Origin of the sequence: Arthrobacter sp. zg-Y916 (assembly GCF_020907385.1) — a bacterium.
Taxonomy (GTDB): Bacteria; Actinomycetota; Actinomycetes; order Actinomycetales; family Micrococcaceae; genus Arthrobacter_B; species Arthrobacter_B caoxuetaonis.
The window spans coordinates 1075590-1101576 of sequence record NZ_JAJJOD010000001.1; the positions used below are offsets into that span (position 1 = coordinate 1075590).

A 25987-nucleotide genomic window follows, 5' to 3' on the forward strand; every position below is an offset into this window, starting at 1 on the left:
CGGCGGGTGCACGCCCGCCGGCCGTCATCTCGTCCTCTATGTTCTCGTTTTCCGTTATAAGAAAAGGTACCCAGTCATGATCCATGCGCCCACCGCTCCATCTGCATTCGACCTGCTCGCTCGTGCGGAGGAACTCGTGCCAGCCCTGCGCGCACGCGCTTCAGAGACCGAGGAGCTGCGCCGCCTCCCGGACGAAACAATCTCCGACTTCGAAAGGGCAGGCCTATTCAGCGCGATGCTCCCAGCCACGCTGGGCGGCTCCCAGATCGACCTCATCGAGTACGTGGACATCGTCCGGACCCTGTCCCGGGGCGACGCGTCAGCCGGGTGGGTCGGCGCGTTCCTCATGGCCCACAATCTTCTGCTTGCCCGTTACGGTGTGCAGGCACAGTCGGACTTCTTCCAGGGCGGCACGTATGCACTGGCCGCAGCGGCAGCAACTCCGCCAGGAACGGCAGCGCCGACCGAGGGCGGCTACCTGGTCAGCGGTCGCTGGCGCTTCGCCTCCGCTGTGATGCACGCCCAATGGGTGATGGTCAGCGCTCTTTCTCCAACCGGGCCGCTCTCGGTGGCGGTGCCCATCGAGGACGTGACGGTGATCGACACGTGGCAGGTCCCCGGTATGAAGGGCACCGGGAGCAACGATGTAGAGGCAGAGGACGTCTTCGTTCCCGCGCACCGAACGATTGAGTTCGCGTTGTTCTCCGCAGACTCGGAACGGGCTGCTGCGCTGCACCCCGGTTACCCGCTCGCTGCGTACCCCGTCAACCGCATTCTGCCTGTCATCCAGGCGGCAGTTGCGCTCGGCACCGCGGATGCGGCCCTGGAGCTGTTCCGCGGAAATGCCGGTAAGCGTGTCCGTATGCAGACCGGGCAGCGAATCGTGGACGACCCCCTCGTGCGGTCGGCATACGCCCACGCGTGGGACCTGCTGCACGTCGCGGAGCTGCAGATGAGGGACGCACTCGAAATGACGGCCGCCATCTACGGGCCTGAGCGCTCGCAGGAGGCAAGCCTTGAGAATCGCGCCGTGATCAACCTGGGTCTCACCGGGGCGGGCACCAAGGCATTCGCTGCAGTGGACCTTGTGGTGCGCTCGTCGGGGGCCTCTATCTTCCGCACGGGTGACCCGCTGGAGCGCATCTGCAGGGATGTGCAGGTCATCCGCAATCATGCGTCCGCAGATTTCATGACCATGAGCGCTGTTGCCGGCGGTGTCCTCCTCGGGCAGGATCTCGGCGACTTCCCCGAGCCCCTCTTTTAAACGACGTCGCACCTCTATCCCCTCCGTTACGAAAGGGCATCATGTCCGAACTCGCAGATATCACCCGCCGACTGGAGCGCCTCGAAGCTGTTCATGAAATCGAAAACCTCATGGGGCGCTATGCGTTCTACCACTCGGCCTACCGGGATGACCTGATTCCACCGCTGTTCGCGGACCGGGAGGACCTGGTCGTGGAGATGCCGTTCGGTACGTTCACCGGGCGGGATGCCGCACGGAGAGCGTGGGCGCCGCCCCCCATGAAGGCACCCTCGCGTGATCTGACCGGTGAGTACGTTGAGCACCTGCTCACGACTCCGGTGGTGGAAGTTGCCCAGGACGGGCGCACCGCTCGGGCGGCATGGATCTCACCGGGCGCCGAGGCGCATCACCTCGGCTGGGTTGAAGGCAACCCGCTTCGGGCGCTTTGGTACTGGGGACGTTACTCGGCGGATTTCGTCCGTGAAGACGATGCCTGGCGGCTCTGGCACTTCCGGCTCTCCGCCACCTTCATCACGGAGTACAGTGCCAGCTTCACGGACGCCGCTGCACAGCTGAGCCCGCCCCTGCCGCCCTACGACGAGAACGGACCAGATGCTCCGCCCCGGGGTCAGGTGCCGTACTCACCGGTCTGGGATCCCCGTGACCTTGCCCTGGCCCCGGAACCGTACGGCACGTTCCCCGGCATATGACATCAGCACCATTGCGCATAACTGGACTACACCGTACAGTACGTTTATGAACGAAAAGGAGGCAACAGTGAAAACTCATGCCGAAGTTCCTGTTGACCAGCAGTCATTCCGTGCATCCATGGGAGCGGTGGCTACACCGGTTTCCATCGTCACCACGTCTATTCACGCTCCGCATGGGACCACCGTCAGCGCATTCGCATCACTCTCGCTCGACCCGCCGATGGTCCTGGTCTCGCTGCAAAACGACTCAGACCTGCTCGGCTTGATTTCGCAGTCCGGACGTTTCGGGCTCAACGTCCTCGCCTTTGACCAGGCGGGCATTGCCTCCACCTTCGCGAAGCGTGGTTTGGACCGATTCGAGGGAGTCGATTGGGTGCTGGACCAGGGGGTGCCGCGAATCGCCGGCATTGCGTCCTGGGCGGCGTGCCGGGTCGTAGACCTCATACCAGGTGGGGATCACACCATCGTGACCGGACTTGTTGAAGGAGCGGACAGCGCAGATGTCGCTGGACTGGTCTATCAGCACCGCCGGTTCGGGCATTTCACGCCCGTTGAACCGGCTGCTTAGCGAGCATCGGGTTAGACCAATAGAACACCGGCTGCCGCAGCAGCCGCCGAGTTAAGGAACAATGATGTCCCAGTCCGTTTACGCCACCACACCCAGGCCACGGCCCATCCGGGTGCCCAAGCTGCACCATGCGACCTTCATGACCATGGAGATCGACCCGATGGTGAGGTTCTACGAAGCTGTCTGCGGCCTGCAGCCAGTCTTTTACTCGGAGAACGCCGCGTGGCTGGTCAATGACGAGGCGAACCACCGCATCGCACTGCTCCGCATCCCGGGGACGGTCCCGCCGGTGAACAAACCCCACTCGGCCGGGATCCACCACACGGCCTTCGAGTACCCCGACTTCGACTCGTGGCTCGACAACTACGTCCGCCTGCGGGACCAGGGAATCCTTCCTGCCTTCAACATGGACCACGGTATGACGATGTCCATGTACTACGCCGACCCGGACGGCAACGGCATCGAGATCCAGGTGGACAACTTCCATGACTGGGGCAAGTCGAGCGAGTGGATGTGGGCATCGCGCGAGTTCGCGGAGGACCAGCTCGGACCGCAGTTCGATCCGGACAAGCTGGTTGCCGCGCGCGAGGCGGGGATGGACCACGACGAGATCCATCGCCGGGCCTATGCCGGGGAGTTCCGTCCCGCCGTTGAAGTGCCCAACCCGTCGTTCCCCGACCGCTGGGCAGAAAAAATCGCGGCGAACCCGGAACTCCTGCGCGGAGTTCCCTTCCCCATGGCAGCGGAGGCCTGAGACATGCGCATCGCTAACCTGAACGGCCGTGCAGCGCTTGTCAGTGAGAGGGGAGCGGTGGACATCGCCGCAGCCTCCGACGGCGTTTTCGGGCCTGACCCGATGGACGTGTACGAGCGCTGGAGCGACTTCGTTGCCTGGGCAGCGGCGGCGACCTTGCCGGCGGCAGCGCCCTTCGAACCAGCCGATCTCGGCATTCCGGTTCCCAGGCCTCCGCAGGTGCTCGCCATCGGCGTGAACTACAAGGACCACGCCGCCGAGGCGAACATCCCGGCTCCCGATGAGCTGATCGTTTTCACGAAGTTCCGTTCCAGCCTCGCAGCGCCCAATGCGCAGGTCGAACTGCCAAGCGACGACGTCGATTACGAAACCGAAATCGTTGTGGTTATCGGTAAGGAAGGCCACAAGATCTCCAAGGCTGATGCGTGGCAGCATGTGGCCGGGATCGCCGTCGGACAGGACTATTCGGAACGCACGGTGCAGCGTCGTCCCCCCGTACCGCAGTTCTCGATGGGCAAGTCGTTCCCGAACTTCGGACCGTTCGGACCGTACGTGGTCACACCGGACGAATTCCCGAACCGGAACTCCATCTCGTTCCACGCAACGTTGGAGCGCCCGGGCGAGGAGACGATTACTCTTCAGGACGGTGACACTGACCAGCTCTTCTTCCCAATTGACGAGAGCATTCACCGGCTCTCGCAGATCGTGACGCTGCTGCCCGGCGACATCATCTTCACGGGCACGCCGGCGGGCGTGGGACTCTCGCGCGGGATCCTGATGCGGCCGGGCTACCGCCTCACCAGCACTCTCGACGGCTTCGGCTCGTTCACGAACGAGTTCATTGCGGCATCGTGACCGAGACGCCTGAGCCGCCCGAGGTCACCTGGGCGCCGACCGAGGAGAGTATCCGGAAGACCAAGCTGTGGGCCCTGCGGGAGCTGGCCCTCGAACGCCACGGGGTACTCGTCGATGACTATCCCGCATTTTGGCGGTGGTCGGTCGAGGAACCCGGGGCGTTCTGGGATCTCGTCCGTGAACACGCAGGCCTGATAGGCGACGGGTTGGTGGGACCTGCTCTTTCGGAGCGCCGCATGCCCGGCGCGGTCTGGTACCCGGATGCGCGGCTGAACTATGCCGAGAACGTCTTACGGCACGCGGATACACGCCCGGACGAGGTAGCGATCGTGGGGCTGTCCGAGGATGGGCGGATTGAGTGGACCTGGGCCGGTCTCCGCGACCGGGTCGCTGCCCTCGCCTCCCGCCTCCGCGGCCTCGGGGTGGAGGAGGGCGACGTCGTCGCGGCTGTGTTTCCCAACGTTCCGGAGGCGATCGCGGCGATGCTCGCGACCGCGTCCGTCGGCGCTGTCTGGTCAGTGTGCTCTCCCGACTTCGCCCAACCTGCGATCGTGGACAGGCTCGCGCCGCTGGAGCCGCGCGTGCTGCTGGGTTCCTCCGGCTACACGTTCAAGGGCCGCCCGGTCGACTCCAGGCCGCTGGTGGACTCGGTTGGCTCCGCCCTGCCCTCAGTGACCGACGTCTTGTACCTCGATGACCTCGATGCCTTGCCGTCTGCATCCGCGGACTACCGGCGGCTGCCGTTCGACCACCCCTTGTGGGTTCTCTTCTCCTCGGGGACCACGGGCGTCCCGAAAGGCATTGTGCACGGACACGGCGGGATGCTGCTGGAATCGGCCAAGGGAATCGGGCTGCAGTTCGACCTCGGTCCGGATGATCGGTACTTCACGGCAGCGAATACCTCCTGGATGGTGTGGAACACGCTTCCCAACACGCTCAGCGTGGGGGCGTCCGTGGTTACCTTCCCCGGTGCGTCCATGTGGCCGGACGCCGACCGCCAGTTCGCCATCGTCGCCCAGACACACGCGACGATGCTCGCGACAGGCGCCGCATATCTCTCCCTCGTGGAGAAGTCCGGGCTGCGCCCGGGGGATCGCCACGACCTCTCGTGCCTCGACACGATCATGTCCACGGGCTCGGTTCTCGCCCCCTCGACCTGGCGCTGGGTCCACGAGGCAGTCAAGGCTGATGTGCATCTGTCCAGTGATTCCGGCGGCACCGATATTTGCAGCGGTTTTATCGGGGGTAACCCGTGGCAGCGCGTGCACCTCGGCGAACTGCAGGGACCGACGCTTGGGACTCCCGTCCAGGTTCGCACCGAGGACGGCCGGGAGGCTGCGGACGACGAAGTGGGTGAGCTCGTACTGACCGGGCCGATGCCGTCGATGCCGGTCCGCTTCTGGGGCGATGAGGATGGGGCCAAATACCACGCGGCGTACTTCGAGGCCGATCCCTCCGTCTGGACTCACGGCGATTGGATCAGCCGCACCCCGCGCGGGGGCCTGATAGTGCACGGAAGATCCGACGCCACGCTCAACCGGGACGGCGTGCGGCTTGGCAGCGCGGAGATCTACGCCGCGCTGCAGACTCTGGACGAGGTGCGCAACGGCGTCGTTCTGGGGATCGAATTGCCGGGCGGGCGGTACTGGATGCCGTTGTTCGTGGAACTGGCCGACGGCGTTGAACTCACCGACGACCTGGTAGCGCGGATCCGGACCGCCATTCGCTCCCGGGCGACGGCACGGCACGTTCCCGACGCGATCGAAGCAGTGCCGGGCATCCCGCTCACGTACTCCGGGAAGCGGATCGAGGTGCCTTTGAAGAAGGTGTTCCTCGGCTACGACCAGGCCAAGGCAGTCAATCGGGGATCGCTGCAGAATCCAGGCTCGGTCGACTGGTTCGTCCAGCGGGCCCGAGTATTCAATGAAGAGAACGGAATCCAAGCCAAATGAGCGACAAAGATGTCGATGTGCTTGTTGTGGGGCAGGGCGTGGTTGGGCAACTGACATCGCTCTACCTTGCACAGCGCGGGTACCGGGTGCTGGCCGTTGAGCAGCACCGCGAACCGTACTCTTTGCCACGGGCAGTCCATTATGACCCTGACGTCAACCGATTCCTGGCCGGCGTAGGTCTGGACGCGGACGAGCAGGCCACGTTCAGCGAGCCTGCCCTGAGTTACGACTGGCTGACCGCTGACGGGAAGCTCCTGCTGACGTTCCCCGCACCCATCGACGGGCCGCAGGGGTGGCCGGAGTCCACAATGTTCGCCCAGCCTGACCTTGAAGCCGCGCTGAGACGGCATCAGGAGGGGGTTGAAGGGCTCGAGATTCGCTGGGGAACCGCCCTTACCGGGTACAACCAGGATGCGGATGGGGTGTCAGCGGTCATCGCGGGACCTTCCGGTGAGGCCACGGTCCGTGCCACATTCCTGGTGGGATGCGACGGCGCCAATTCGACCGTGCGAGAACTCGCCGGTCTGGCAATGAAGGACCTGGACTTCAGCTCGGACTGGCTGGTGATCGATCTTCAAATGTCCGAGCGTGCCTGGACGCCCGAGAACGGCCAGATCTGTGACCCCCTGCGTCCGACCTCGGTAGTCTCCGGCGGTCCGGGGCGACGCCGCTTCGAATTCATGCTGATGCCGGGGGAGGATGCTGCTGCATTCACCAGTACGGAAAACGCCTGGGGACTCGTCGCGCCCTGGGGGGTCACCCCCGGGAACGCGAAGCTTGAGCGCCTGGCGATGTACACCTTCCACGCACGATGCGTCACCGAATGGAGCCGCGGACGTGTGTTCGTGGCCGGCGACGCCGCACACCAGATGCCGCCTTTCTTCGGCCGGGGCATGGTGTCCGGTGTTCGCGATGCCGCGAACCTCGTCTGGAAAATTGACCACGTCTTGAGCGGGGTCGCGCCGCTCAGCCTGCTCGATACCTATGGGAGCGAGCGGGGCGCACACGTTCAGCATGCGCTGATGATGTCACTCGAACTCGGTCGAATGATTTGTGAGACCGACCCCGCCAAGGTCGCCGAGCGTGACGCCCATTTCCTCAGTGCCGGGCCTTTTCCCTGGAATGCCCTTCCCCCCATGCCGCCGGAGATCCTCGGTCCGGGATTCTTCCCGGGCGGTGCGCCCGGGGCTGATCCGATCGCCGGCCGAATCGGCGTGCAGGGACGGTTGCGGGGCCTCGACGGCAGCGAGAGCGCCGCAGACCGAATTACCTGGGGTGAGTTCGTGGCCTTCGTGGACGGGCGAGTAGTCAGCGAGGAAGATGCGGAGCGTATCCGCGCGGCCAAACCCGCGGGATTCCCGTGCAAGGTTATCGAGGTCATGCCACCCGATGCTGCGGCCCGCAACCGGCACAGCGGCAGCGACGTCGACGGCCGATACGGCGAGGTCTTCGAAACTGCCGTGGCTGTCATCTATCGTCCCGACTTCCACGGGTTCGGCTCTGCGAAGACCGTTGACGACGCCATAGACCTCATGTCCGCACTTGAATCGACCCAGCTACGGGAGCCCGCATGACCACACTCAACGACGACGACGCCGTCATCGTCTCCATTGCCCGCACCGCCATCGGCCGCGCACGCAAGGGCGGGCTCGCCGACGTGCGCGGCGACGAACTCGCGCGCCAGGTGTTCGCCAGCGTCATCGGCCGGGTACCCGGATTGTCAATCGAGGACGTCGAGGACCTGATGCTTGGCACAGCGGCACCCGACGGGGAGCAGGGCTTTAACATGGCCCGTGTCGTGGCGACGCTGCTCAACTACGACACGCTGCCGGGCACGACCGTGAACCGCTTCTGCGCATCCTCAATTCAAACCACCCGGATGGCCTTCCATGCCATCAAAGCCGGCGAAGGGGACGCGTTCCTCGTCGGCGGCACCGAGTCGACATCACACGCGGCCCCGCCGGCCGGGGCAGGCAACCCCGCCTTCGACGCACCTGCCGAACGCACCGCGGAGGCGATGCAGTCGGCGGAGCCGTGGTGCGACCCGCGCGCCGACGGCGGGATGCCCGACGCCTACATCCAGATGGGCCACACCGCGGAGTACGTGGCGCGGTTGACCGGGGTCAGCCGTGCGGAGCAGGATGCCTTTGCAGCGCGTTCCCAGTATCTGGCGGCGGAAGCGCAGGCCAGCGGCTATCTTGCGCGGGAAATCGTGCCCGTGGTGAGGGCGGACGGGTCGATCTTCGATCGGGATGACTCGATCCGAGAAGGCACCACGGTGGAGGCGCTGGCGGAACTCAAGCCCGTTTTCTCTCCCGTCGGGACGGTCACGGCAGGCAATGCCTGCCCGCTGAACGACGGCGCATCCGCCGCACTCGTTGTCTCCGGACGGTACGCGAAGGCGCACGGCCTGCAGCCACTGGCACGCATCGTCTCGACAGGTGTTTCGGGCCTGTCTCCGGAGATCATGGGGCTTGGCCCTGTGGAGTCATCGCGCCGGGCGCTGCGCCGGGCCGGCCTGAGCATCGCAGACCTCGACCTCATCGAGATCAACGAGGCATTCGCCGTCCAGGTCGTCGCTTCTGCGCGGGAGCTCGGGATAGACATAGACCGTCAGCTCAACACGCACGGCGGGGCAATTGCCATTGGGCATCCGTTCGGTGCGACCGGTACCCGTCTCATCGGCACGCTGATCAACGGCCTGTCGACCGGGGACAAGACGCTCGGTATGGCCGCGCTGTGCGTGGGTGGTGGCCAGGGCATGGCAATCGTGCTGGAACGCCTCAGCTGATAGGCAGAACAAAAGCGGCCGGGTGATATTTCATCCGGCCGCTTTTCGTTGTTCCTGCGCCTAGAACTCGTCCTCGTCGACGAACGTGGCGTAGGGCTCGGGCGCGTGTACGAGTTTCTTGGGATCCCAGGACGGGGTGTACTCGACCTGGAATCGCGGAGCGCTGTCCGGCCCGCCGTTGCCGACTGGGGCAGGGGGCCGGGGGAGGCTGCCGTCGGTGAAGCTCTTGTAGTAGTCGGCAACGAACGTGAGCGAGTTCCGGTACTTCCAGATCTTCCAGGCACCTTCCTCCTTGCGGAAGACCAGATGGTAACGGCCCCAGTACCAGAAACCGTGAAGGGGATTGCCCTCGACCCAACCGAGGTGGTGCGCCTCGGCGCCCGGTGTGATCCAAGCAGCCTTCGCCGTTTCGAGGTCATCGGCAACCTCGATGACTGGTGTGGACAAGAGGTGCTCCACGTACTCGCCGCTCAGGTCGCGCGGCGGCAGACCCTCGTCCAGGGCGCCGACGAAGCAGCGCTGCGCGGCGTCGGAACCGGTGTAGCGGCCGAACGGGAGTTCGATCACGGTGTCTGGCCGTGTGCTGAAGTAAGGGACGATCGGCTCGTTCGCATAAGCGGAATGAAGAAACTCGATCCTTCCCATGATGTTCGAGATCTCGATGTAGGCCTCGGTTCGGGAAATCCGGCGTTCAAGTGCTGCAAGGTCTGTCATAGGGTCTTCCTTTTCAGTTGGAGGAGGGCAGTGGGACGGGCTCAGAACATGGGGTCGGCGTAGTCGCCGATGCCGGCGCCGAGAAGGGCACCGCCGGCGACCGAGGCCATCGTCTCGAAATCGATGGCCGCGTGGTTGCGCATGACCTGCGTGTCCCGGACGATTCGGTCCAGATGGTCACCGGTGCGGTAGATGGAGGCACCGGAGGCTCTTGCGACGAGGTCAACGGCTTGAAACGCCTTCTGGCCGGAGCCGGTCAGTCCAAGGTTGATGCGGGCGCGGTCGGCAAGCGAAGCAGGGGCAGCCGCGTGGGCGCCGTAAACCCTGTCCGTGTGTGCGAGAGAGTCCTGCATCTGAAGTGCCGCGACCTGTACCAGGTCCCATGCCTTGCCGTAGGTCTGACGGGTGATCGGCTCGTCGATCACCCGCTGCTGGGTCTGCATCCGCACCCGCTTGCCCAATCCCTGAGCAAACAGCTCGAGGGCTGCGTCCGCAGTGCCGATCGCGACGGCGGAGTGGATGAGGTTAAGCGTCCGGTTCATGGGGTATCCGATGAGCGGGTAGCTCGTGAGCGCAGCGCCGTCGTTGGCCCCGGACGCGAATGTCGCAAAGGGTGCCGTGCGGTGGGCTGGGACGAACACGTTGTCCGCGGCCAGGTCGTTTGAGCCAGTTGCCTTCATTCCAGGGACGTGCCAGGTATCGATGATTTCGAGTTCGGTCATCGGGACTGTGACGCTCAGCGGACCCTCAGGGGACATGGCGCTGAGAGTCGCCCATTCAGCGTGCATGGCCCCCGAACCGAAGCGCCAGCGCCCGGACAGCCGGTAGCCCCCGTCTGCGGGTTCCGCTTTGCCGGGAGGCGCGGATGCGGCGACAGTGAGCCCATACGGTTTCTCGGCGAAGAACTCACTCTGTGCTGCTGCTCCATAGCGGTAGAGCAACGTTGAATGCGAGATCAGAAACGCAGCGATCCACCCCGCGGATGCGTCACCCCGGGAGAGCACCCTGATCAGATCCGCGAATTCCTGGAGGCTGAGCGCGGAACCACCGCGGTCAGCGGGAACCATGGCCGTGAAGAACCCCGCTGCGCGGTAATCCGCAATCGTTTCCTCAGGCAGGCGGCGGAGCGATTCCGCCTCTCCGGCCCGCTCCCGGAGTACAGGAACCATTTCCTCTGCGCGCGTCAGGAGTTCTGTCGCTGCCGCGCCCGTTGTCGTCGTTGACATTACATCGCCTTTCTGGAGCATGTTTCGATCAGCATACTGCACTGAACCGTCCAGTCCAGTATCTTTTGCGAACTTTCCAGACGTTTGGTTCAGAGCCGCTGCAGCCACAGTGGAAGCACCACGCAGGCCTGAACCCGTGAATTCTTGAGTGGACGCGGCCGGGACTCCGGGGGCTGGGCCCGGACTTCAGCGCAGCAGTACTGCCCCCCCAACCCCGATGACCCGGCCCGGTCGGGAGGGTTAAACACTTGTAGGGCGCACCTTCATTGGTGCGCCCTACAAGCCCAAACGTACTGTTCGGTTTTCCTAAGCGGTTCGGGAAGCGGTGTCCGCCGGGATGTCCAAGGGTGCGTCCAGCGGGACAGGAAGTCCGGGAACGTCCACGGCCATCTGCCAGCGGGGATTGCCGAGTTCACGGATGACCTTCCGCAGTTGGCCGCGGAGGTCTTCGGAAAGCAGTTCACCGCCGTCGAGCAGGGTGCGCTCAATGTCCTGGGCCTCGTTCAGGGCCTGCTTGCCTGAGGGGGTGATCGAGACCATGTGGCTTCGCTTGTCGAGGTCGTTGCGAACGCGGGTCACATGCCCGTGCGTTTCGAGCCTCGCGAGGGTCTTGCCCATCGTCTGGGCCTGGACCCTTACCAGCTGGGCCAGGTGCGCCTGCGTCATGGGTCCCTGTGAATCCAAGACGCCAAGGGCGATAACGCCAGCATGGGTCACTCCTATACGGACCAGACGCTCGTTCCACGCATGCTCAACGAGGCGGGCGGCTGTTGATAAGAGGCGACCGGTTGGCCAATGCTCCATGTCCGGCATAAAACTGAACTCTCCCTTTCGAGTGCGGATTCTGCGCGGCGTTTCGGATAGCCTACAAATCCAATATCTAGGATAGCCATTCGCAAGCCTGCTGTCCTGCTGTGACACAGCCGTTGCCCAATCTATATTTGAAGGAGCCCCTGCCCATGCCCAGACTTTCCGTTGGTGACGCTGCGCCCGATTTCAGCCTGGCGTCCTCGGATTCCTCGCCCGTCTCGCTGGCGGACCTGCGTGGACGAAGCGTCATTGTGTACTTCTATCCTGCCGCTGCCACCCCGGGTTGCACCAAGGAAGCCTGTGACTTCAGGGACAACCTGAACTCCCTGGCCTCGGCCGGCTACGCCGTGCTGGGGATTTCCCCGGACAACGTGGACAAACTGGCCAAGTTCGCGGCCGACGAAGCGCTGACTTTCCCGCTGCTCTCCGATCCCGACCACGCCGTCGCCGAAGCGTATGGGGCGTGGGGGGAGAAGAAGAACTACGGCAAGGTCTACGAGGGCCTGATCCGTTCCACCGTGGTCGTGGACCCGGAAGGCAAAGTCTCCCTCGCCCAGTACAACGTCAAAGCGACGGGACACGTTGCCAAGCTCCGTCGTGATCTCGGTCTCGACTGATTCTCAGGTAGACTAAGGGCTGGCCTGCGGCCGGGGGATCCCGGCCGGGCCGCGCGCGAGTGGCGGAATTGGCAGACGCGCTGGATTTAGGTTCCAGTGTCTTCGGACGTGTGGGTTCAAGTCCCTCCTCGCGCACCCTGATGAGCCGCGGCGATCCGCCGCGGCGCAGGCAACACCCCGGTCCGGCGGACCGGGGTGTTTTCTTTTCCGGGAAGGTTCAGGGCCCCGCTAGGCTGAGGCGCATGTCAACTCATCCGGTCCGCACCCTGACTGTCCCCACCCAGGAACTCCTCGATGCCCTGCAGCCGCTGCCTGCAGGGATGACGGCACACCTATGGGACATGGTGGGGGAACCGCACGGTGTGGACTACGCGCAGATCGACGCCGTCGTCACGCCTTATGCGGCAAGTACGGACTGGCGTGCGGGCGTGGCACGGGTCCCGGACCTCAAGCTCCTCCAGGCCCAGACCACCGGGCATGACGGACTTCCCGAACTCGTGGGTGCCGGCACTGCGGTGGCCAGCGCAGCTGGCGTCCATGCCGCAGCGACCGCCGAACTCGCGGTCGGGCTCATGCTGGCTTCGCTGCGGGGCATCGATGCGGCGGTGCGGGACCAGCAGGAGGCCCGCTGGAATCCCAGCCGCTATCCGGGCCTGGCTGACCGGCGTGTCCTGCTGGTTGGCGTCGGCGGGATCGGCAGGGAAATCGCGGCCCGGCTGGAACCCTTCGAGGTTGAACTGACGCGGGTTGGCAGCCAGGCACGCGACGACGAGGACGGCCATGTGCACGGCACGGACGAACTCGTTGACCTTGCAGCTTCCGCGGACGTAATGGTCCTCATTACGCCGCTGAACGAACAGACCCGGCACCTGGTCGATGCCCGGGTCCTGGCCGCGCTTCCCGACGGGGCGCTGGTCGTCAATGTCGCGCGCGGCGGCGTCGTTGATACCGCGGCGCTCACAGCGGAAGTCTCGTCCGGGCGGCTCAAGGCAGCGCTCGACGTCGTTGATCCCGAACCGCTCCCGGCGGACCACCCGCTGTGGAAGGCGCCGAACGCGATCATCACCCCGCACGTCGGAGGCAACTCTGAGGCCTTTACGCCGCGGATTCAGGAATTCCTGCGGCGCCAGGCTGCCCGGCTGGCCGAGGGACGCGAGCCGCTGAACCTTGTGCAGCGCGGTCCTTGGGCTTAAGCGCTGTACTGCCGTCCGCTCAGCCGAGTTCCAGGAAGGTGTCCAGGAACGAATTGAAATCCTCGCAGTCCCCGTCCTGTTCCAGCCGCCGGGGAGATCCGCCGCCTGCCGGGGGCAGCTCTGGCTCGGGCACGACCGAAAAGCGGAAGACCCGGCCCGCCGTCGTCCCGACTTCGTAGCTCTCGGGAGCCACCTCGTCGGCGTGCGAGAGGTTGGTGGAGTTCACCGCCGTGGGCGGAGCCAGGCTCTCCATTGAATCCACCGAAAACGGTGCGAAGACCAGCTCCGGCGGGCGCCACCGGTAGCCCAGGACAAAGAATCCGGAAGAGTCAGCGGCCGGGGTGGCGCAGACGAGGTTGTAATCGCCGTAATTGGGAATCTGGGAGTCGAACACCCGGCGGAGCGAGGCTTTCAGGGCAGCGCTGGCTGGGTCTTCTGGCAGTCCGGATTCCAGTGTCATGCTCCCCAGTGTATGGACAGGGAGCCCCGCCGGGGGAGAAGGCGGCTGGCGGGGCGCAGGTTTCATCCTGCCGTCCGCTGAACGTAACCCGCACGTAACAAAGCAGCCTCCTTACCGATGTGCGGGGAGGCGATGCGCAGGCATGCGGGGCAAAGGAATAGGATTTTGATTATGAGCATGGAGAACACCCCTGACATCAAACCCCGCAGCCGAGTGGTAACTGACGGAATCCATGCGGCGCCTGCGCGCGGCATGTTCCGTGCCGTTGGCATGGGAGATGACGATTTCGCCAAACCGCAGATCGGCATTGCGAGTTCCTGGAACGAAATCACCCCCTGCAACCTTTCCCTGAACCGTCTCGCCCAGGGCGCCAAGGAAGGCGTCCACGCCGGCGGCGGCTTCCCGATGCAGTTCGGAACCATTTCGGTTTCCGACGGCATTTCCATGGGACACGAAGGCATGCACTTCTCCCTGGTCTCCCGCGAAGTCATCGCCGACTCCGTGGAAACAGTCATGATGGCCGAACGCCTTGACGGCTCCGTCCTGCTGGCTGGCTGCGACAAGTCCCTGCCCGGCATGCTGATGGCTGCCGCGCGCCTGGACCTCTCCAGTGTTTTCCTCTACGCCGGATCGATCATGCCCGGTTTCGCCAAGCTTGAAGACGGCACCGAGAAGGAAGTCACCCTGATTGACGCCTTCGAAGCCGTCGGGGCCTGCGCAGCCGGGAAGATGAGCCTGAAGGATCTGGACACCATTGAACGGGCAATCTGTCCCGGTGAAGGTGCCTGCGGCGGTATGTACACCGCCAACACCATGGCCTGCATCGGCGAGGCACTCGGCATGTCCCTGCCGGGTTCCGCTGCCCCGCCCTCGGCCGACCGCCGCCGCGACGAGTTCGCCCGCAAGTCCGGGGAAGCCGTGGTTAACCTGCTGCGCAAGGGCATCACCGCCCGCGACATCATGACCAAGAAGGCCTTCGAAAACGCCATCGCCGTGACCATGGCCTTTGGCGGCTCCACCAATGCCGTCCTCCACCTGCTGGCCATCGCCCGCGAGGCCGAAGTGGACCTGACGCTGGAGGATTTCAACCGCATCGGCGACAAGATCCCGCACCTGGGTGACCTGAAACCCTTCGGCCGCTACGTGATGTTCGACGTCGACAAGATCGGCGGCGTGCCGGTCATCATGAAGGCCCTGCTCGACGCCGGCCTGCTGCACGGCGACTGCCTCACCGTCACCGGAAAGACCGTGGCCGAGAACCTGGCGTCGATCAATCCGCCGGATCCGGACGGCAAGGTCCTGCGCGCGATGGACAACCCGATCCACAAGACCGGCGGCATCACCATCCTGCACGGTTCCATGGCTCCGGAAGGTGCCGTCGTGAAGAGCGCCGGTTTCGACGCCGACGTCTTCGAGGGCACCGCCCGCGTCTTCGAGCGCGAACAGGGTGCGCTGGATGCGCTCGATGCCGGCGGGATCCACGCAGGCGACGTCGTCGTCATCCGCTACGAAGGACCCAAGGGCGGACCGGGCATGCGCGAGATGCTCGCCATCACCGGTGCCATCAAGGGGGCCGGCCTGGGCAAGGATGTGCTCCTGCTGACGGACGGCCGGTTCTCCGGCGGCACCACAGGTCTGTGCATCGGCCACGTCGCTCCCGAAGCGGTCGACGGCGGCCCCATCGCCTTCGTCAAGGACGGCGACCGCATCCGCGTGGACATTGCTGCCCGCAGCTTCGACCTGCTGGTGGAGCCCGAAGAGCTCGAAGCCCGCAAGATCGGCTGGGAGCCGCTGCCGGCCAAGTTCACCAAGGGAGTCCTGGCCAAGTACGCCAAGATGGTCAACTCCGCCTCCACCGGGGCTTACTGCGGTTGAAACCCTTCCCCAATCGGAAGGCGCCCAGAGCGCCTTCCGATTGGGGCCCCTACAGGGTTTCAACCTTATTAAGCCCTGCCGCCTCCGGGGGCAGGGTCTGAAATCCCGTAGTTTCGGGCGTGGTGTCCAGAGGGCGGACTGTTTCGTCTCATATAATGAGACGTAATAGTCTCCGGTTGACACCGTCAGCGGGGGAGGGGAACACTGAACTCATGCAGATCGTAACCGTCGTCCTTACCAAGCGCGTGGCGTAACAGCCCGACTTGAAAAAGACGTCACGCGCGGACCCCTACGGAGCCAACAGGCACGAGGGGTTTTTTTATTGGCTTCAGAAAGCACAAAGACTGCTCCGGACTTACCGCCCGGGCGGCCGCCGCATCAGAACAACTGGATATGTATCCGCAAAGGAAGTTTCCAATGAGTAAGGGATCGCCAATCAGCCCCTCGCTGATGGCACAGAAGGCAAGCCCGGCACGGTCCGTGCATGCCAAGACCAAAGATGCTGCTTTTTCTGCTGCGGCGCAGATTGAGGCCCCGGACACGCGCGTCCAGGGCCCGAACAATGTAGTACCGCCCACCGAGATGTCCGGCTCTCAGGCCATCGTCCGGGCACTGGAGGAGCTCGGAGTCGACGACGTCTTCGGCCTTCCCGGCGGAGCAATCCTGCCCACCTACGATCCGCTGATGGACTCCACCAAGCTCCGCCACATCCTGGTGCGGCACGAACAGGGCGCCGGCCACGCTGCCGAGGGCTACGCCATGGTTACCGGCCGCGCCGGTGTCTGCATTGCGACGTCGGGCCCCGGCGCCACGAACCTGGTCACCGCGATCGCTGACGCACACATGGACTCCGTGCCCATGGTCGCCATCACCGGCCAGGTCTCCAGCGCCGTTATCGGTTCCGATGCCTTCCAGGAAGCGGACATCGTCGGCATCACCATGCCGATCACCAAGCACTCCTACCTGGTGACAAACGCCGACGACATCCCCAAGGTGCTCGCCGAGGCGTTCCACATCGCCACCAGCGGGCGCCCCGGCCCCGTCCTGGTGGACATCACCAAGGACGCGCAGCAGGGGAAAATGGTGTTCTCCTGGCCGCCGAAGATCGACCTTCCGGGCTACCGCACCGTGGTCCGCGGGCATTCCAAGCAGGTACGTGAAGCCTCCCGCCTCATTGCGGCAGCACAGCGGCCGGTGTTCTACGTCGGCGGCGGCGTTTTGAAGGCCAATGCCTCAGCTGAACTGCTGGAGCTTGCCGAAACAGTGGGCGCTCCCGTGGTGACCACCCTGATGGCCCGGGGTGTTTTCCCGGATTCGCATCCGCAGCACGTGGGCATGCCCGGCATGCACGGATCCGTGTCCGCAGTTACTGCCCTGCAGCAGTCTGACCTGCTGATCACCCTCGGCGCACGTTTTGACGACCGGGTCACCGGCGTCCTCAGCTCCTTCGCCCCCGGCGCCAAGGTCATCCACGCAGACATCGACCCGGCAGAGATCTCCAAGAACCGGACAGCCGATGTGCCGATTGTCGGGTCCGTGAAGGAAATCATTCCCGAACTCACCGAGGCGGTGCGTGCCCAGTTCGAGGCGACCGGCACCCCCGACATCGCGCCCTGGTGGTCGGTGATTTCCCGGCTGCGGGAGACCTACCCGACCGGCTGGACGGAACCCGAAGACGGACATGTTGCCCCGCAGCACGTCATCAGCCGGATCGGTGAACTCACCGGCCCTGAGGGTGTCTACGTTGCGGGCGTGGGACAGCACCAGATGTGGTCCGCCCAGTTCATCAAGTACGAACGTCCCCGCGCCTGGCTGAACTCCGGCGGCCTCGGCACCATGGGCTACTCCGTTCCCGCGGCCATGGGCGCCAAGGTGGGCAACCCGGACCGGGTGGTCTGGGCCATTGACGGCGACGGCTGCTTCCAGATGACCAACCAGGAACTGGCAACCTGCCTGATCAACAACATCCCGATCAAGGTAGCCATCATTAACAACTCGTCCCTGGGCATGGTGCGCCAGTGGCAGACGCTCTTCTACGAGTCCCGCTACTCCAACACTGACCTGAACACCGGGCATGACACCGTGCGCATCCCCGACTTCGTCAAGCTGGCTGACGCCTACGGCTGTGTGGGCCTGCGCTGCGAACGCGAAGAGGACATCGACGCCACGATCAAGCAGGCACTGGAAATCAACGACCGGCCGGTTGTCATCGACTTCGTGGTCAGCCGCGATTCGATGGTGTGGCCGATGGTCCCCTCAGGGGTCAGCAATGACCTCATCCAGATTGCCCGCAACATGACGCCCACCTGGGAAGAGGAGGAGTAGGGACATGGCACGCCACACCCTTTCCGTGCTGGTTGAAGACGTTCCCGGTGTCCTGACCCGGGTCGCGTCCCTGTTCGCCCGCCGGGCGTTCAATATTAATTCTTTGGCTGTCGGTCCGTCGGAGGTTGCGGGGCTTTCCCGCATTACCGTCGTCGTCGAAGCCGAGGGCGACCTGCTGGAGCAGGTCACCAAGCAACTGAACAAGCTCGTCAACGTCATCAAAATCGTCGAGCTGGTTCCCGAGTCTTCCGTGCAACGCGACCACATCTTGGTCAAGGTTCGCGCGGATGCCGCAACCCGGCTGCAGGTAACCCAGGCAGCCGAGCTGTTCCGTGCTTCAGTGGTAGATGTGTCCACAGACTCCCTGATCGTTGAAGCAACAGGCACCGCCGATAAGCTCAATGCACTCTTGTCAGTGCTGGAGCCTTTTGGCATCCGCGAAATTGTTCAATCCGGAACCCTGGCCGTTGGCCGCGGCGCGAAGTCCATGAGCGACCGCGCGCTGCGCAGCGCCTAGTTCCACCCACAAACCTTTATCCAAGAACCCAAACAGGAGATATTTCAGTGACTGACATGTATTACGACGACGACGCAGACCTGTCGATCATCCAGGGCCGCAAAGTCGCCGTCATCGGCTACGGCAGCCAGGGCCACGCACACGCCCTGAGCCTGCGCGATTCCGGTGTTGATGTCCGCGTTGGCCTCAAGGAAGGCTCCAAGTCCCGCGCCAAGGCAGAAGCAGAAGGCCTGAAGGTCCTCAGCGTTGCCGATGCCGTTGCCGAGGCGGACCTGATCATGGTCCTCACACCGGACCAGGTCCAGCGCTTCGTCTACGCCGAAGAGATCGCCCCGAACCTGAAGTCCGGCGACGCCCTCTTCTTCGGCCACGGCTTCAACATTCGCTACGGCTACATCCAGCCCCCGGCCGACGTCGACGTCGCCCTGGTTGCTCCCAAGGGCCCGGGCCACATTGTGCGCCGCGAGTTCGAAGCAGGCCGCGGCGTTCCCGACCTGATCGCCGTCGAGCAGGATGCCTCGGGCAAGGCCAAGGACCTGGCGCTTTCCTACGCCAAGGCGATTGGCGGCACCCGTGCCGGCGTCATCGAGACGACCTTCACCGAAGAGACCGAAACCGACCTGTTCGGCGAGCAGGCTGTCCTCTGCGGCGGCGCTTCCCAGCTGATCCAGTACGGCTTCGAGACCCTGACCGAAGCCGGCTACAAGCCGGAGGTCGCCTACTTCGAGGTCCTGCACGAGCTCAAGCTGATCGTGGACCTGATGGTTGAGGGCGGCATCGCCAAGCAGCGCTGGAGCGTTTCCGACACCGCCGAATACGGCGACTACGTCTCCGGTCCGCGCGTCATCACCCCCGAGGTGAAGGAAAACATGAAGGCTGTCCTCACGGACATCCAGAACGGTGCCTTCGCCAAGCGCTTCATCGATGACCAGGACGCCGGAGCTCCGGAGTTCAAGGAACTGCGCCAGAAGGGTGAAGACCACCCGATCGAGGCCACCGGCCGCGAACTGCGCAAGCTCTTCTCGTGGATCAAGTCTGACGACGACTACACCGAAGGCAACGTCGCGCGCTAGTTGCGCCAGTAACAAAGACACGGATTATTCGTGTCCGAACCCGGGCGTTACGCTTAAATAGCAAGCCGTTTCGGTAAGGAGGCCGGGCCCTGCACAGGGTCCGGCCTCCGGCGTGAAATACCCAAAACCACATCGACACACAGCTAAAGAGGTCATCGGTGACTGCCACCAAACCAGTAGTACTCCTCGCGGAGGAACTCTCCCCGGCCACGGTTGAGGCCCTCGGCCCCGATTTCGAGATCCGCCAGACCGATGGAGCAGACCGTTCCCAGCTGCTGTCCGCCATTGAGGACGTCGACGCTATCCTGGTGCGCTCAGCCACCCAGGTCGACGCCGAAGCGATTGCGGCTGCCAAGAAACTCAAGGTCATTGCCCGTGCCGGCGTGGGTCTGGACAACGTTGACATCCGTTCGGCCACCCAGGCCGGCGTCATGGTCGTCAACGCACCGACGTCGAACATCATTTCCGCCGCTGAACTGACCGTAGGCCACATCCTTTCCCTGGCCCGCCACATTCCGCAGGCCTCCAACGCCCTCAAGGGCGGGGAATGGAAGCGCTCGAAGTACAGCGGCACCGAGCTGTTCGAAAAGAAGGTCGGCATCATCGGCCTGGGCCGCATCGGCGCCCTGGTTGCCGCCCGCGTGCAGGGCTTCGGCACCGAGGTCCTGGCGTATGACCCGTACATCACCTCCGCCCGCGCCGCCCAGCTGAACGTCAAGCTGGTCACCCTGGACGAGCTGCTGGAGCAGTCGGACTTCGTCACGATCCACATGCCCAAGACCCCCGAAACCCTGGGCATGCTCGGCGCCGAAGCGTTCGAGAAGATGAAGGACACCGCCTACGTCATCAACGTCGCCCGCGGCGGCCTCGTGGATGAAGAAGCCCTGTACACGGCCCTGACCGAGGGCAAGATCGCCGGCGCCGGCGTCGACGTCTTCGTCAAGGAACCCAGCACCGACCTGCCGTTCATGGCACTGGACAACGTCATCGTGACCCCGCACCTGGGCGCTTCCACGGACGAAGCCCAGGAGAAGGCCGGAATCTCGGTCGCCAAGTCGGTCCGCCTGGCACTTGCCGGCGAACTGGTGCCCGACGCCGTAAACGTCGCCGGCGGCGTGATCGCCGAGGACGTCCGCCCGGGTATCCCGCTGATCGAGAAGCTGGGCCGGATCTTCACTGCGCTGTCCTCCGACTCCGTGACCGCCATCGACATCGAGGTGGCCGGCGAGATCGCGTCCCTGGACGTCAAGGCACTGGAACTGGCAGCGCTGAAGGGCATCTTCACGGACATCGTCTCGGAGCAGGTCTCCTACGTGAACGCTCCGGTGCTCGCCGAACAGCGCGGCATCGCCGTCCGCCTGATCACCACGCCCGACGTCGATGATTACCGCAACCTGCTCACCATCCGCGGCGCGCTCTCCGACGGCACCCAGCTGGAGGTCTCCGGCACGCTGACCGGCCCGAAGCAGATCCAGAAGCTCGTCGGCGTCAACGGCTACGACCTGGAAATCCCGATCAGCGAACACCTGCTGGTGCTGATCTACCAGGACCGTCCCGGCGTCATCGGTGCCCTGGGCCGGATCCTGGGCGAAGCAGACGTCAACATCGCCGGCATGCAGGTGGCCCGCAACTCCGAGGGCGGCCAGGCTCTGTCGCTGCTGACGGTGGATTCCTCCGTGCCGCAGGACGTGCTTGAGTCCGTCCGCGACGCCATCGGTGCAACCGTGGCACGGGAAGTGGACCTGCAGGACTAACCTGCTGCGGGTTGGGGAAGGCCGGTCCCGGCGGGGCCGGCCTTCTGTGCATCCGGGGAGGTACCCCGCGGATCCCGGCCTCCACCCGCAGTACGACGGCGCCGGAACCGGGTTCATGCCGGAAGCCGACGCGCTGACCGGGCCTGCCGGCGGAGACTGGATGCATGATTGCAGATACGCCTGTCCTGAGCGCCCACAACCTGAGAAAAACCTACGGCAGCACCACTGCGCTTGACGGGGTATCAGCCTTGATCAGGGCGGGGGAGTCGGTGGCCGTCATGGGTGCCTCCGGCTCCGGCAAAACCACCCTGCTGCACTGCCTGGCCGGAATTGTCCTGCCGGACAGCGGCTCGGTGCTGCTGCGGCTCCCCTCCGTGCAGGGGGATATCACTACCCTGGACGACGCCGGCCGTTCGCTCCTGCGGCGCCGGGACTTTGGTTTTGTGTTCCAGCAGGGACTGCTCATCCCAGAGCTGACCGCCGGGGAGAACGTTGCGATGGCCCTGATGCTCAACGGCGTTCCGCGGGCCGCTGCTGAAGATTCAGCGGCGGCCTGGCTGGCACGGCTTGGCCTGGCCGGCATGGAGCAGCGCCGGATCGGTGAGCTTTCCGGCGGCCAGGCCCAGCGGGTTGCCATTGCCCGCGCCCAGGTCAGCGGCGCCCAGGTCCTGTTTGCCGATGAACCTACCGGTGCGCTGGATTCGCGTACCTCCGCGGAGGTTATGCAGGTGCTGCTGGAGTCAACCGTCAACGCCGGCAAGACGCTGGTTGTTGTTACCCATGATCCGTCAGTTGCTGCCTGGTGCGGGCGGACCATCACCCTGGCTGACGGCCGGATCGTGGCTGACACCGCTGGCGCCGCCGGGATCCTGCGATGAGTGCGCAGTACGCCCCTTCCATAGTGGCCCGGGCTGCAAGCTCCGGGTGGGACGTTCCGCTGCGCATTGTCTGGCTGCTGAACCGGCCCGGCACATCCGGACGGACTGCTGGGGTCCTGCCGGCGGCGTCCTTCGCTGTGGTCACCACGCTGCTGCTTACCGTCCTTGCCGGCGCCTTGTCCTTCCTGCAATGGGGAGACGAGGAAGGCGACTTCTACCTGCTCCTGGCCAGTTTCGCGCTCATCCTGCTGGTGCTGCCACTGTTCACCCTGGGAGGTTCGGCAGCACGGCTCTCCGCCCGGCGCCGTGATGAGCATCTGTCAACCCTGCGGCTGCTCGGCGCCTCCGCCCAAACGGTGCGCCGGGTGGCAGTCGTGGAGGCTGCTGTTCAGGCATTTGCAGGAGCGGTGGCGGGAGTAGCCGGCTACTTGGTCCTTGCGCCGTTCGTTGCGCTCATCCATTTCCGCGGCGCTCCGCTCGGCTCGGCCTACTGGCTGCATCCGCTTGCGGGAGCCCTGGCCGTGGCAGCGGTGGTGATCCTCGCCGTCGTCAGTTCCGTTATCAGCCTGCGCCGGGTAGTGATTTCTCCACTGGGAGTTCGCACCCGCTCCGCTGCACAGAAGGTCCACTGGTCACGCGCAGGCATTGCAGCCGCGGTCGTCGGCGTCTGCATCCTGGCCCTGATAATCCCCGGCGCCGGACCCGTCATAGGCATCGTGATCATCTTCGGTGTGTTCGCCGCCGGGATGTCCGTCCTGAACCTGGTCGGTCCCTGGCTGGTAGCCAGTTCCGCCAAGTGGCGGCTGCGGCGGGCCAAAACACCGCAGGCACTGCTTGCCGCCCGCATTGTGCTGGACGCACCCAAAGCCGCCTGGCGGCAGGTCAGTGCACTCTCCATGGTCTGCTTCACAGCGGTCATTGTCGGAGCCGGCGCTGCCCTCCTGCAGACCGCGCAGGCCGAGGGCCCGGAAGACTTCCTGCTCCAGGACGTGATGACAGGTGTCTTCATCACCGTCATCGCCGGATTCCTGATGGTGGCCTGCTCGGCCGGCATCAACCAGGCCGCAACGGTCCTGGACCGTGCAGAGCTGTACCGCAGCCTGGACCGGATGGGCATGCCCAGGGACGTGATTGACTCCGCGCGGATCGGAGCCGTTATGCAGCCGGTGCTCCTGGTCAGCGTCGGGTCCGCTGCGGTATCGGCGGCGCTGCTGTTCCCCCTGACGGGGGCGGCCCTGCTGTTCGCTCCGGTCTCCATGGCATTCCTGGCCGGGTCCGTTGCGGCCGGAATCGGGCTGGTGCGGGCAGGACTTGCTACCACCGGTCCGGTGCTTAGTGCGGTACTGGACGGCGGAACCGACTGACCGGGACAGTCCTGTGCCTCCGGGCCTCCTGGGCCCGGAGGGCACAAAGCGACAAGGACTGCGGAAACAGGGTAATTTTCTTATGTGACTTCTTCCGATTCCAAGACCCCGTTCTACATCACCACCGCTATCTCCTACCCCAACGGCGAACCCCACATCGGGCACGCCTACGAGCACATCGCTACCGACGCCATGGCCCGCTTCAAGCGGCTCGACGGCTTCGACGTGTTCTTTATGACGGGCACAGACGAGCATGGCCTGAAGATGCAGCAGTCCGCGGATAAGGAAGGCATTACCGCGAAGGAACTCGCGGACCGCAACTCGGCCGCCTTCAAGCAGATGGAAGCGGACATGGGGACCTCCTACGACCGGTTCATCCGCACCACCGACGCCGATCACTACGCCGCTGCGCAGGCGATCTGGAAGCGGATGGAGGAGAACGGGGACATCTACCTCTCCAAGTACTCCGGCTGGTACTCCGTACGCGACGAGGCGTACTACAGCGAAGACGAAACCGAAGTCCGCGAAGACGGGATCCGCTACTCCAAGGAGACGGACACCGAAGTGACCTGGACGGAGGAGGAAAGCTACTTCTTCCGCCTCTCCAACTACCAGGACAAGCTCCTGGCCCTGTACGAATCCCAGCCGGAGTTCGCCGCCCCGCGCTCCCGCTTCAACGAAGTGATTAGCTTCGTGAAGGGAGGCCTGGAGGACCTTTCGATCTCCCGCACCACCTTTGACTGGGGCGTTCCCGTGCCGGGGAACCCGGACCACGTGATGTATGTGTGGGTGGACGCCCTGACCAACTACCTCACCGGCGTCGGCTTCCCCGATACCGAGAGCGAAACCTTCAAGAGGTACTGGCCGGCAGACGTCCACGTGATCGGCAAGGACATCTCCCGCTTCCACGCCATCTTCTGGCCGGCCTTCCTGATGTCCGCAGGGCTTGAACTGCCCAAGCGGGTCATGATCCACGGCTTCCTGCACAACAAGGGCGTGAAGATGTCCAAGTCGCTGGGCAACGTGGTGGCGCCCAAGGAATGGGCGGACCAGTACGGACTCGATTCCGTGCGGTTCTTCCTGCTGCGCGAGGTGCCCTTCGGCGGCGACGGCTCCTACAGCCACGACGCCGTGGTGGGCCGGATGAACTCCGACCTTGCGAACAACCTGGGCAACCTGGCCCAGCGGTCGCTGTCCATGGTGGCCAAGAACTGCGGCGCGGCTGTCCCGCAGCCGGGGGACTTCACCGACGAGGACGAGGCGCTGCTCTCCGCTGCCCGCGGCCTGCTGGAAACTTCCCGTAAAGCCTACGACGAGCAGGACTTCCACGGCGCCCTTGAGGCGACTTGGAAGGTTCTGGGCGACACCAACGCCTACTTCGCGGAGCAGGCGCCGTGGGTGCTGCGGAAGACCGACGTCGAACGCATGAACACCGTGCTTTACGTGACCCTTGAAGTGCTGCGGATCGTTGCCATCCTCATCCAGCCGGTGATGCCGGGCAGTGCCGGCAAGCTGCTCGACGTCCTGGGCCAGCCTGAGGGCGACGCCCGCATGTTCGCTGCCCTGGGCACGCCGCTGGTGGCCGGGACGCCCCTTCCGGCGCCGGCACCGATCTTCCCCAAGTTCGAGGAACCCGCGGAGTAACACCGCCGACCCCCTTCATCACCGTCGAGGGGGGCCGGGCGGGGCCGGTGGGGGGGCGCCCCCGGGGGGCGGCGGCGCGCGGCCGTTGCGGGCCGGTGTGCCGGCCAACCGGGGCCGAACGGGCCCTCTCGACGGTTTTTTTGGGCGGGGGGGCCTACGTGAGGAAACGGGCGGGAACGGTTTCCTCCATGACCTTCGCGACGGCATCCTGCTGCTGCTGGGCAAGCTCGAGCATCTCGCGGATCCGCGGGGCATGGAACCGGTGGTCGTGGGCCGAAAGCACCAGCAGCGTCCGGTACAGGCATTCCTTGGCACGTACGATCGCCTGCAGGGTTTCCAGCTCCAGCTGTCCGGTGGGGCCCCTGCCTGTGCTGAGCGGATTGATCGGGCCCGTCCGGCCGACGGCAGCCCCGACCCATGCCAGGGCCTTCTTGATCTGGCTGCGCTGATAGCCAAGGGCCAGGATGAGCGTTTCCAGCTCGTCCCGCTCATCGGAGATCTGCTCGACAAGCTGCGCAAAGACCAACTCGTGCTCCGTGCCCTCCCACGTCTTCCGGGCTGCCTTGAAAAGCCTGACCCCGGTTTCGGCGGCGAGAAGGTGGTCATCCAGGTAGGCGGCCAGTGACTCGTGACGGGGTGTCCTCCCGGTCGCTGTCTGCGGCAT

The 25987-nt window shown here is 64.8% G+C and carries 23 protein-coding genes and 1 tRNA gene; 19 read left to right on the plus strand and 5 right to left on the minus strand.

Features of this window, described 5'->3' with window-relative positions; genetic code table 11:
* Nucleotides 1-76: 76 nt before the first annotated feature.
* From LOC59_RS05100 to LOC59_RS05135, 8 genes are all read left to right on the plus strand, one after another.
* Nucleotides 77-1264: an acyl-CoA dehydrogenase family protein gene (locus tag LOC59_RS05100; RefSeq protein WP_229970811.1), complete on the plus strand. Its 1188-nt coding sequence runs from the start codon at nucleotides 77-79 to the stop codon at nucleotides 1262-1264.
* A gap of 41 nt (nucleotides 1265-1305) precedes the next feature.
* Nucleotides 1306-1953 (plus strand): nuclear transport factor 2 family protein, encoded by a 648-nt coding sequence (locus LOC59_RS05105; protein ID WP_229970813.1) that lies wholly within the window; start codon nucleotides 1306-1308, stop codon nucleotides 1951-1953.
* A 46-nt stretch (nucleotides 1954-1999) separates the two neighbouring features.
* A complete protein-coding gene (locus tag LOC59_RS05110) occupies nucleotides 2000-2521 on the plus strand; it encodes a flavin reductase family protein (protein WP_227894715.1) in 522 nt (173 codons plus the stop codon).
* A 64-nt stretch (nucleotides 2522-2585) separates the two neighbouring features.
* Nucleotides 2586-3275, plus strand: a complete 690-nt coding sequence (locus LOC59_RS05115) for a VOC family protein (protein ID WP_227915319.1) — start codon at nucleotides 2586-2588, stop codon at nucleotides 3273-3275.
* Between the two features lie 3 nt (nucleotides 3276-3278).
* Nucleotides 3279-4130, plus strand: a complete 852-nt coding sequence (locus tag LOC59_RS05120; RefSeq protein WP_227894717.1) for a fumarylacetoacetate hydrolase family protein — start codon at nucleotides 3279-3281, stop codon at nucleotides 4128-4130.
* Nucleotides 4127-6082: an acetoacetate--CoA ligase gene (locus tag LOC59_RS05125; RefSeq protein ID WP_229970814.1), complete on the plus strand. Its 1956-nt coding sequence runs from the start codon at nucleotides 4127-4129 to the stop codon at nucleotides 6080-6082. The genes LOC59_RS05120 and LOC59_RS05125 overlap by 4 nt, the downstream gene beginning before the upstream one ends.
* Complete coding sequence (locus tag LOC59_RS05130) at nucleotides 6079-7656, plus strand: bifunctional 3-(3-hydroxy-phenyl)propionate/3-hydroxycinnamic acid hydroxylase (RefSeq protein WP_229970816.1); 1578 nt, start codon at nucleotides 6079-6081, stop codon at nucleotides 7654-7656. The genes LOC59_RS05125 and LOC59_RS05130 overlap by 4 nt, the downstream gene beginning before the upstream one ends.
* Complete coding sequence (locus LOC59_RS05135; RefSeq protein WP_227894720.1) at nucleotides 7653-8873, plus strand: acetyl-CoA C-acetyltransferase; 1221 nt, start codon at nucleotides 7653-7655, stop codon at nucleotides 8871-8873. The genes LOC59_RS05130 and LOC59_RS05135 overlap by 4 nt, the downstream gene beginning before the upstream one ends.
* Nucleotides 8874-8933: 60 nt before the next feature.
* On the opposite strand, the gene LOC59_RS05140 is transcribed toward LOC59_RS05135, so the two are convergent.
* From LOC59_RS05140 to LOC59_RS05150, 3 genes are all read right to left on the minus strand, one after another.
* Nucleotides 8934-9587: a nuclear transport factor 2 family protein gene (locus tag LOC59_RS05140; RefSeq protein WP_227915314.1), complete on the minus strand. Its 654-nt coding sequence runs from the start codon at nucleotides 9585-9587 to the stop codon at nucleotides 8934-8936.
* A gap of 41 nt (nucleotides 9588-9628) precedes the next feature.
* Entirely contained in the window at nucleotides 9629-10813 is a 1185-nt protein-coding gene (locus LOC59_RS05145; RefSeq protein WP_227894722.1) for an acyl-CoA dehydrogenase family protein, read from the minus strand.
* 306 nt (nucleotides 10814-11119) lie between these two features.
* Complete coding sequence (locus LOC59_RS05150) at nucleotides 11120-11626, minus strand: MarR family winged helix-turn-helix transcriptional regulator (RefSeq protein ID WP_227894723.1); 507 nt, start codon at nucleotides 11624-11626, stop codon at nucleotides 11120-11122.
* Between the two features lie 146 nt (nucleotides 11627-11772).
* On the opposite strand from LOC59_RS05150, the gene bcp reads away from it, so the two are divergent.
* From bcp to LOC59_RS05165, 3 genes are all read left to right on the plus strand, one after another.
* Nucleotides 11773-12240, plus strand: a complete 468-nt coding sequence (gene bcp, locus LOC59_RS05155) for a thioredoxin-dependent thiol peroxidase (protein ID WP_227894724.1) — start codon at nucleotides 11773-11775, stop codon at nucleotides 12238-12240.
* Nucleotides 12241-12293: 53 nt separating this feature from the next.
* Nucleotides 12294-12375 (plus strand) — tRNA-Leu (locus LOC59_RS05160).
* A 107-nt stretch (nucleotides 12376-12482) separates the two neighbouring features.
* Nucleotides 12483-13433: a 2-hydroxyacid dehydrogenase gene (locus LOC59_RS05165; protein ID WP_227894725.1), complete on the plus strand. Its 951-nt coding sequence runs from the start codon at nucleotides 12483-12485 to the stop codon at nucleotides 13431-13433.
* Nucleotides 13434-13452: 19 nt separating this feature from the next.
* Here the strand turns inward: LOC59_RS05165 and LOC59_RS05170 are convergent, their stop codons facing one another.
* Nucleotides 13453-13893 (minus strand): hypothetical protein, encoded by a 441-nt coding sequence (locus LOC59_RS05170; RefSeq protein ID WP_227894726.1) that lies wholly within the window; start codon nucleotides 13891-13893, stop codon nucleotides 13453-13455.
* 171 nt (nucleotides 13894-14064) lie between these two features.
* Between LOC59_RS05170 and ilvD the strand changes: the two genes are divergently transcribed.
* The 8 genes from ilvD (at nucleotide 14065) to metG (ending at nucleotide 25323) form a co-directional block, all read left to right on the plus strand.
* Nucleotides 14065-15768 carry a dihydroxy-acid dehydratase gene (gene ilvD, locus LOC59_RS05175; RefSeq protein ID WP_227915312.1) on the plus strand — a complete coding sequence of 568 codons (1704 nt, stop codon included), beginning with the start codon at nucleotides 14065-14067 and terminating at the stop codon, nucleotides 15766-15768.
* Nucleotides 15769-16185: 417 nt separating this feature from the next.
* Nucleotides 16186-18093 (plus strand): acetolactate synthase large subunit, encoded by a 1908-nt coding sequence (locus tag LOC59_RS05180; RefSeq protein ID WP_227894728.1) that lies wholly within the window; start codon nucleotides 16186-16188, stop codon nucleotides 18091-18093.
* Nucleotides 18094-18097: 4 nt separating this feature from the next.
* A complete protein-coding gene (ilvN, locus tag LOC59_RS05185) occupies nucleotides 18098-18610 on the plus strand; it encodes an acetolactate synthase small subunit (protein WP_055239688.1) in 513 nt (170 codons plus the stop codon).
* Between the two features lie 47 nt (nucleotides 18611-18657).
* Nucleotides 18658-19683, plus strand: a complete 1026-nt coding sequence (gene ilvC / locus LOC59_RS05190) for a ketol-acid reductoisomerase (protein WP_227894729.1) — start codon at nucleotides 18658-18660, stop codon at nucleotides 19681-19683.
* A 158-nt stretch (nucleotides 19684-19841) separates the two neighbouring features.
* Nucleotides 19842-21437 (plus strand): phosphoglycerate dehydrogenase, encoded by a 1596-nt coding sequence (serA, locus tag LOC59_RS05195; RefSeq protein WP_227915311.1) that lies wholly within the window; start codon nucleotides 19842-19844, stop codon nucleotides 21435-21437.
* A 164-nt stretch (nucleotides 21438-21601) separates the two neighbouring features.
* A complete protein-coding gene (locus LOC59_RS05200) occupies nucleotides 21602-22315 on the plus strand; it encodes an ABC transporter ATP-binding protein (RefSeq protein WP_227894731.1) in 714 nt (237 codons plus the stop codon).
* Nucleotides 22312-23679: an FtsX-like permease family protein gene (locus LOC59_RS05205; RefSeq protein ID WP_227894732.1), complete on the plus strand. Its 1368-nt coding sequence runs from the start codon at nucleotides 22312-22314 to the stop codon at nucleotides 23677-23679. The genes LOC59_RS05200 and LOC59_RS05205 overlap by 4 nt, the downstream gene beginning before the upstream one ends.
* Nucleotides 23680-23763: 84 nt before the next feature.
* Nucleotides 23764-25323, plus strand: coding sequence for a methionine--tRNA ligase (metG, locus tag LOC59_RS05210; protein WP_229970818.1), 1560 nt, complete (start codon nucleotides 23764-23766; stop codon nucleotides 25321-25323).
* Between the two features lie 154 nt (nucleotides 25324-25477).
* Here the strand turns inward: metG and LOC59_RS05215 are convergent, their stop codons facing one another.
* Nucleotides 25478-25987: a hypothetical protein gene (locus LOC59_RS05215; protein WP_229970820.1), complete on the minus strand. Its 510-nt coding sequence runs from the start codon at nucleotides 25985-25987 to the stop codon at nucleotides 25478-25480.

Coding starts and splice junctions, on each gene's coding strand:
- LOC59_RS05100 (WP_229970811.1), top strand. CDS start 77: ATGATCCATGCGCCCACCGCTCCATCTGCATTCGACCTGCTCGCTCGT.
- LOC59_RS05105 (WP_229970813.1), top strand. CDS start 1,306: ATGTCCGAACTCGCAGATATCACCCGCCGACTGGAGCGCCTCGAAGCT.
- LOC59_RS05110 (WP_227894715.1), top strand. CDS start 2,000: ATGAACGAAAAGGAGGCAACAGTGAAAACTCATGCCGAAGTTCCTGTT.
- LOC59_RS05115 (WP_227915319.1), top strand. CDS start 2,586: ATGTCCCAGTCCGTTTACGCCACCACACCCAGGCCACGGCCCATCCGG.
- LOC59_RS05120 (WP_227894717.1), top strand. CDS start 3,279: ATGCGCATCGCTAACCTGAACGGCCGTGCAGCGCTTGTCAGTGAGAGG.
- LOC59_RS05130 (WP_229970816.1), top strand. CDS start 6,079: ATGAGCGACAAAGATGTCGATGTGCTTGTTGTGGGGCAGGGCGTGGTT.
- LOC59_RS05135 (WP_227894720.1), top strand. CDS start 7,653: ATGACCACACTCAACGACGACGACGCCGTCATCGTCTCCATTGCCCGC.
- LOC59_RS05140 (WP_227915314.1), bottom strand. CDS start 9,587: ATGACAGACCTTGCAGCACTTGAACGCCGGATTTCCCGAACCGAGGCC.
- LOC59_RS05145 (WP_227894722.1), bottom strand. CDS start 10,813: ATGTCAACGACGACAACGGGCGCGGCAGCGACAGAACTCCTGACGCGC.
- LOC59_RS05150 (WP_227894723.1), bottom strand. CDS start 11,626: ATGCCGGACATGGAGCATTGGCCAACCGGTCGCCTCTTATCAACAGCC.
- bcp (WP_227894724.1), top strand. CDS start 11,773: ATGCCCAGACTTTCCGTTGGTGACGCTGCGCCCGATTTCAGCCTGGCG.
- LOC59_RS05165 (WP_227894725.1), top strand. CDS start 12,483: ATGTCAACTCATCCGGTCCGCACCCTGACTGTCCCCACCCAGGAACTC.
- LOC59_RS05170 (WP_227894726.1), bottom strand. CDS start 13,893: ATGACACTGGAATCCGGACTGCCAGAAGACCCAGCCAGCGCTGCCCTG.
- ilvD (WP_227915312.1), top strand. CDS start 14,065: ATGAGCATGGAGAACACCCCTGACATCAAACCCCGCAGCCGAGTGGTA.
- LOC59_RS05180 (WP_227894728.1), top strand. CDS start 16,186: ATGAGTAAGGGATCGCCAATCAGCCCCTCGCTGATGGCACAGAAGGCA.
- ilvN (WP_055239688.1), top strand. CDS start 18,098: ATGGCACGCCACACCCTTTCCGTGCTGGTTGAAGACGTTCCCGGTGTC.
- LOC59_RS05200 (WP_227894731.1), top strand. CDS start 21,602: ATGATTGCAGATACGCCTGTCCTGAGCGCCCACAACCTGAGAAAAACC.
- LOC59_RS05205 (WP_227894732.1), top strand. CDS start 22,312: ATGAGTGCGCAGTACGCCCCTTCCATAGTGGCCCGGGCTGCAAGCTCC.
- LOC59_RS05215 (WP_229970820.1), bottom strand. CDS start 25,987: ATGCCGCAGACAGCGACCGGGAGGACACCCCGTCACGAGTCACTGGCC.